The 6,516-nt window shown below is 51.9% G+C and carries 7 protein-coding genes and 1 tRNA gene; 6 read left to right on the top strand and 2 right to left on the bottom strand.

Annotated elements, in window-relative coordinates; translation table 11 throughout:
- Positions 1 to 31: 31 nt before the first annotated feature.
- Positions 32 to 107 (bottom strand) — tRNA-Asn (locus MES37_RS22760).
- A gap of 190 nt (positions 108 to 297) precedes the next feature.
- Between MES37_RS22760 and MES37_RS22755 the strand changes: the two genes are divergently transcribed.
- The 6 genes from MES37_RS22755 to cbl all read left to right on the top strand — a co-directional run bounded on the left by MES37_RS22755 (position 298) and on the right by cbl (position 5,889).
- Entirely contained in the window at positions 298 to 663 is a 366-nt protein-coding gene (locus tag MES37_RS22755) for a hypothetical protein (protein WP_064545616.1), read from the top strand.
- A gap of 47 nt (positions 664 to 710) precedes the next feature.
- Positions 711 to 2,597, top strand: coding sequence for a protein-disulfide reductase DsbD family protein (locus MES37_RS22750; protein WP_237932696.1), 1,887 nt, complete (start codon positions 711 to 713; stop codon positions 2,595 to 2,597).
- The gene (locus MES37_RS22745) at positions 2,594 to 3,205 is read left to right on the top strand and encodes a DsbA family protein (protein WP_237932695.1); all 612 of its coding nucleotides are present in this window, start codon (positions 2,594 to 2,596) and stop codon (positions 3,203 to 3,205) included. The genes MES37_RS22750 and MES37_RS22745 overlap by 4 nt, the downstream gene beginning before the upstream one ends.
- Entirely contained in the window at positions 3,195 to 3,698 is a 504-nt protein-coding gene (locus MES37_RS22740) for a protein disulfide oxidoreductase (protein ID WP_237932694.1), read from the top strand. The genes MES37_RS22745 and MES37_RS22740 overlap by 11 nt, the downstream gene beginning before the upstream one ends.
- A 220-nt stretch (positions 3,699 to 3,918) precedes the next feature.
- Entirely contained in the window at positions 3,919 to 4,836 is a 918-nt protein-coding gene (gene nac / locus MES37_RS22735; RefSeq protein WP_064545623.1) for a nitrogen assimilation transcriptional regulator NAC, read from the top strand.
- A gap of 105 nt (positions 4,837 to 4,941) precedes the next feature.
- Positions 4,942 to 5,889 carry an HTH-type transcriptional regulator Cbl gene (gene cbl, locus MES37_RS22730; protein ID WP_064545625.1) on the top strand — a complete coding sequence of 316 codons (948 nt, stop codon included), beginning with the start codon at positions 4,942 to 4,944 and terminating at the stop codon, positions 5,887 to 5,889.
- A gap of 61 nt (positions 5,890 to 5,950) precedes the next feature.
- Here the strand turns inward: cbl and MES37_RS22725 are convergent.
- A partial coding sequence (locus tag MES37_RS22725) for a Na+/H+ antiporter NhaC family protein (RefSeq protein ID WP_273695144.1) occupies positions 5,951 to 6,516 on the bottom strand: 566 nt, incomplete at its 5' end.

Here is a 6,516-nt window from a genome sequence, read left to right as displayed (position 1 = left end):
CGCTTAGTTTCCTAAGCGGGCTTCTTAAATTTGGCTCCTCTGACTGGACTCGAACCAGTGACATACGGATTAACAGTCCGCCGTTCTACCGACTGAACTACAGAGGAATCGGTTAACGGGGCGCATATTAGCGAGGTGTTTCAGGCTTGTCAAAGCCTCTCATCACGCGGTTGGTTCGTTTGCTGATAAAACAAGCAAACCGTGTCATTAAACGCCATAGACATATCTTTACAGCGCATAAGTTGCCAAACCGAGGCGACGGGCTAAGATATGCGGTTCAAATGGAGTGAAGAATTCATGTTAAAACAGCAGCAAATTGCAAAGTGGTTTTTGTTCCTGGCGTGTCTGGTGGTGTTAGTGTGCACCGCGCAGCGCATGGCGGGACTGCATGCTTTGCAAATGAAAGCTGCCGAAAGCGTGATGATGGCGCAAAACGGTGTTACCGATACGGATAAAGCGTCTCCCATTACGCCTTGTGAATTGAGCGCTAAATCGCTGCTTGCCGCGCCGCCAGTGCTGTTCGAAGGTGCATTGTTTATCTTCAGCCTGCTGCTGACACTGCTTGTGCCATTGCAGCCGAACTCTTCTTCTATTGTCCCCGTTCGTGAGTTTTCCTCGCCCACCCTCAGAGTCCATCTGCGATTTTGCGTATTCCGTGAATGAAAACGGCTGTTTAACACAGTCCGATTATTCATTTATGGAGAAACAATATGTTGAGTATTTTCAGGCAGGCGTTGCTCTGCCTATTGCTGTTATGGTTGCCAGCCAGTTGGGCTGCGCAATCCGGCTGGCTACAGTCAGCTGACAATAATCATGCCAGCGTGCGTCTGCGCGCTGACACTTCACCGCAAGGCGAGACGCAGGTTTTGCTGGATGTAAAACTTGAGGATGGCTGGAAAACTTACTGGCGTTCGCCTGGTGATGGTGGCGTTGCACCGATCATCAACTGGAATAAGCCGGTAAAATCAGCCCTTTGGTTCTGGCCCGTACCACAGCGCTTTGATGTGGCTGGGATCACCACTCAAGGTTACCAGCATCAGGTCAGTATCCCGATAAAACTGGCAGGTGAAGCGCCGTCTAAAATCGCCGGAGTGCTGACGCTATCAACGTGCAAAGATGTTTGTCTGCTGACCGATTTCCCGTTTGAAATCACACCTGCTCAAAGCGATGCGAATTTTGCCCATGACTATGCGCAAGCCATGGGCAAAGTGCCGCTTGCTGGCGGCCTGACTGATAAACTAACTGCCGGATATCACCATGCGGAGTTAGTGGTACAAGCCACTCGCGCAGCGGGCTGGCAGAAACCAGAGCTGTATCTGGATATGCCGGAAGATGCCAGTTTTGGGAAACCAAAATATCACATAGCAGGTGAAACGCTGTGGGCGACGATACCGGTTAGTGATGGTTGGGAGGGGGCGGGGCCGGACTTGCGTGGCCGCGATTTATCAGTGGTTATCGCTGATAACGGTGTCGCGCAGCAAAGTAGTATCACGATAAAAGATGCGCCAGCTGTGCCCGATGTGGGGGAGGACTTCACGCTTTGGCAGGTGTTGCTCTTCGCCGTGTTGGGCGGTTTTATCCTCAACCTGATGCCGTGTGTTTTGCCGGTTCTGGGTATGAAACTCGGCTCGGTGTTGATGGTGGAAAAACAAGATCGGCGCAAAATACGCCAGCAATTCCTCGCCTCTTTTGCCGGGATCCTGCTCTCCTTTATGGCACTGGCGCTGTTAATGACCATCCTGCGCTTGACCAATCAGGCGGTGGGTTGGGGCATCCAGTTCCAGAATGTCTGGTTTATCAGCTTTATGGTGTTGGTGATGCTGGTGTTCAGCGCCAACCTGTTTGGATTGTTTGAAATTCGACTGTCATCGAAAGTGACAACCAAACTCGCAACCCAGGGTGGAAATGGCATAAGTGGGCATTTCTGGCAGGGCGCACTGGCAACACTTTTGGCGACACCTTGCAGCGCACCGTTCCTCGGAACCGCTGTCGCTGTTGCGTTGGGAGCCGCGTTGCCCGCGCTGTGGGGAATATTCTTCGCCTTAGGCGTGGGGATGGGCTTGCCGTGGTTATTGATCGCCATGCGCCCATCGCTGGCGTTACTTCTGCCAAAACCGGGGCGTTGGATGCTATGGCTGCGTCGCATCCTGGCGGTGATGATGCTGGGTTCGGCACTATGGCTGGCGAGCCTGTTGCCGGTGCATTTTAGCGCTTTAACAACGGTCCCGGCAGAAGAAAATATTACCTGGCAGCCGTTAAGCGAACAGGCGATTCAGGATGCGCTCGCACAAAACAAGCGAGTGTTTATTGATGTCACCGCCGACTGGTGTATCACCTGTAAAATTAATAAGTTAAATGTCATTTCCCGTGCTGATGTGCAGGCTGCATTGCAGGAGCCTGACGTGGTTGCACTGCGTGGTGACTGGACACTCCCTTCAAAAGAAATCACTGAGTTTCTCAAGCAACGCGGGCAGGCTGGTGTGCCTTTCAATCAAATCTATGGGCCGAACTATCCCGCCGGGAAACCGCTACCGACACTTTTATCGCGCGATGCGGTACTGAATGCGCTAACTGATGCGAAAGGAAATAAATCATGAAACTGCTGATGACACTTGTGCTGTTACTTGCCCCCATCTTTGGCGCCTTCGCCGCGACTTCAACCGACGAAGAACAGTTGCAGGAGATGATTTACCAGGCGTTGTACCACGATCCATCCAGCCCGCGGATAGGTGCTACCACTGCAAAACTGACGATTATCTCTTTTACTGATTACAACTGCCCTTACTGCAAACAGTTCGACCCGATGCTGGAAAAAGTGGTGCAGAAATATCCTGATGTAGCGGTGGTGTTTAAGTTGCTGCCTTTTCGTGGTGAATCTTCCTCGCTTGCCTCACGCGTGGCGCTGACAACCTGGCGTGAGCATCCGCAGCAGTTTCTGCCGCTGCATCAAAGTTTGATGTCGAAAAAGGGTAACCATACGGCGGCCACCATCGACGCTGCGGCAACCAAAAGTGGCACCACACGAGTCGAGCCGGATGAATTGAGCAGGGAAACACTGAACCTCAATCTACAACTGGCACGGGTTGTTGGGGTACAAGGAACGCCTGCGATACTGGTTGGTGATACGTTACTGGCGGGTGCCGTACCGTGGGAATCCCTTGATGAACTGGTCCAACAGAAACTGGAGCAGGCTAATGATCGGTAAGCTGCGACGGTGGGGGCGGGAAGCGTTGGTGATGGTGTTGGTTCTTATCACCATCGTTGTGCTGATGGACTGGTGGCGCGCACCCAAAATGCCGACCACTTTTGACAGCACGCCGCTACAGACGCTGGATGGGCAAACGTTGACCCTAAATGCCCTGAGTGAAGAACGCCCGTTGTTACTCTATTTTTGGGCGAGTTGGTGTGGCGTCTGCCGTTACACCACGCCATCGGTATCACGGCTGGTGGAAGAGGGGGAAAACGTAATGACGATTGCGCTGCGTTCTGGCGAGCCACAAGCCGTGTTGCTTTGGCTGGAGCAAAAGAAAGTCCAGCTTCCGGTGGTTAATGACGCCTCGGGTGAGTTGTCGCGTAACTGGCAGGTTGGCGTCACGCCTACGCTGGTTGTGCTTTATAAAGGTGAAGTGGTTTCTTCAACTACCGGCTGGACCAGCTATTGGGGAATGAAAGCGCGGCTGGAATGGGCCGCTTTATAAAATTGTGAACAGGCGCACTTTTATGGTGCGCCTGTACCTCTTATGGGGCATAAGCGAACCACTGTTTCAATTTAAAATCCCGCCGTTTTAATCACTTTCTCTTATTATCCAGCTGGTTAGCGCATCTGGTCGGATGTTTCTAAAAAGTGGCAAGCATATTGCAATTCCTTAAGGGACATCACTGCCGAGACTGGCGTTGGCATTCCGTGTAGGAGGCAAAATGAATTTAAGACGACTGAAGTACTTCGTAAAAATCGTCGATATTGGTAGCCTGACTCAGGCCGCAGAGGTGCTGCATATAGCGCAGCCAGCCCTGAGCCAACAAGTCGCTACCCTTGAAGGTGAAATGGATCAGCAGCTGTTAATTCGCACCAAACGCGGCGTAACGCCAACAGAAGCAGGAAAAATCCTTTATACCCATGCGCGGACGATCCTGCGTCAGTGCGAGCAGGCGCAATTAGCCGTTTGTAATGTGGGCCAAACTTTGGGCGGCCAGGTTTCAATTGGCCTGGCACCAGGTACCGCAGCATCTTCAATCACCATGCCTTTATTACAGGCAGTACGTGCGGAATTACCCGACGTGCTGGTCTATCTGCATGAGAACAGTGGTTCTGTCCTGAATGACAAGCTGTTAAGCGGCCAGCTTGACATGGCGGTCTTGTATGACCGTTCTCCGACGGCGGGCATCATTAGCCAACCGTTACTTAAAGAGGAGTTGTTTCTGGTCGGCACCCGCGACTGTCCAGGTCAGACAGTCGATCTCACTGCGGTGGCCGAAATGAACCTATTCCTGCCGCGTGACTACAGCGCTGTGCGTAAACGCGTAGATGAAGCTTTCTCACTGCGCCGATTAACGGCGAAAATTACTGGCGAAATTGATTCGATCTCCACACTCACGGCGGCGATTGCCAGCGGCATGGGCGTGACGGTGTTGCCAGAATCTGCGGCGCGCTCGCTGGTGAGTTCAGCTAATGGCTGGATGGCGCGAATTACCAGTCCATCGCTGAATTTACCGCTCTCGGTTAACTTGTCGGCGCGCACTGCTTTGTCGCCGCAAGCGCAGGCGGTAAAAGACATTTTGATGTCTTTAGTCGTTCGTCCGGTTCAGGAAAATCGCGAGCTGTTATTGGTGGGTTAATCTGGCTTATTGCTAAATCGAATAAGTTGCTGGTTTTTATTATTTGTTATCTCGGGGTTGCCACTTTAACAATAGTGTAAAGAACGGTGATGCCCCGGGGGCAATGTGAATTTCCAGCAACTGAAAATTATTCGCGAGGCGGCTCGGCGGGACTACAACCTGACCGAAGTCGCCAACATGCTTTTCACCTCGCAATCTGGTGTCAGCCGTCATATCCGTGAACTGGAAGAAGAACTCGGTATCGAGATTTTCATTCGCCGTGGCAAACGGCTGTTAGGCATGACGGAGCCAGGCAAAGCTTTACTGGTGATAGCTGAACGCATTCTTAATGAAGCCAGCAATGTTCGGCGCCTGGCAGATGTTTTTACTAATGATGCCAGTGGTGTTCTGACCATTGCGACCACCCATACACAGGCTCGCTACAGCTTGCCGAGCGTGATTAAATCTTTCCGCACGTTATTTCCTGAAGTCCGTCTTGAATTAATACAGGGCACACCGCAAGAAATAGAAACCCTGCTGCACAACGGTACGGCGGATATTGGTATCGCCAGCGAACGTCTGAGTACCGATCCTTTAGTCGTCGCATACCCGTGGTTCCGCTGGTACCACACGTTGCTGGTGCCGCACGGTCATCCCCTGATTCACGCTAATCCGCTTACGCTCGACGATATCAGCCGTTGGCCGATTATTACCTATCGGCAAGGCATAACAGGACGTGCGCGTATTGATGAAGCGTTTTCCCGACGTGGATTAACGCCGGATATCGTCCTGAGTGCGCAAGATTCTGACGTAGTGAAAACCTATGTGGAATTAGGGTTGGGGATTGGCCTGGTCGCGTTTCAGGCTAGCGGCGATGAAGGCGGGGAGCTAGTCAGGCTGGATACGCGTCATCTGTTCGAAGCCAACACGGTTTGGCTTGGGCTCAAACGTGGACAGCTCCAGCGTAATTACGTCTGGCGCTTTATCGAATTATGTAATCCGGAACTCTCCGTTGCGGATATTAAGCGATTAGCTCTGGAGCCGGAAGAAACCGCGCTGGATTATCAAATTTGAGGTGTGTCAGAAAATAAAAAAACCTGCTCAGAAGCCTGAGCAGGTGGGGAATAGAAGCGAATTAAAACGGTCCCCATTTAATTGCGACACCAATGAGCAACATGACAATACAAATCACAAACCATAGGGCAATGAGCGGGGCAATAAATCGCAGCCATTTTCCAAAGGAAACGTTGGCAGTAGCTAACACGGCCATCAGCACGCCAGAAGTTGGACTAATGGAGTTGACGATTCCTTCACCTAACAGTGCGGTTTGCACGATTACCTGACGGGTTAGACCCAGGCTATCGCCTAACGGCGAGAAAATAGGAATCAGCAGGGCAGATTCCCCGGAGCCAGACGAAATGCCAAAGTGAATCAATCCAGCGCTGATGAACATCCCGATGGCTGCGGCTGTGGGAGGGAAGGGGGTCAGTAAATTCGACAAGTAGCCCACGATAGGATCAAGAATATTGCCTTGTTGCAATACGATTGAAATTGCCGTCGCCATCCCGACGATAAAAGCCCCTTTAACCAGCGTGGAGCAACCCGCCAGAAAGGTATTGGCGATTTCGGAGCCAGACATCTTCCCCTGCAACCCAACCACTACCGCCAACAAAACAAACATGGCGGACATTTCATCCGTTC

The sequence above is a fragment of the Buttiauxella sp. S19-1 genome (genome assembly GCF_022134725.1).
GTDB classification, from domain to species: Bacteria; Pseudomonadota; Gammaproteobacteria; order Enterobacterales; family Enterobacteriaceae; genus Buttiauxella; species Buttiauxella ferragutiae.
Note: the sequence above shows the minus strand (reverse complement) of the source record. Positions and strands in the feature narration are given on the sequence as shown.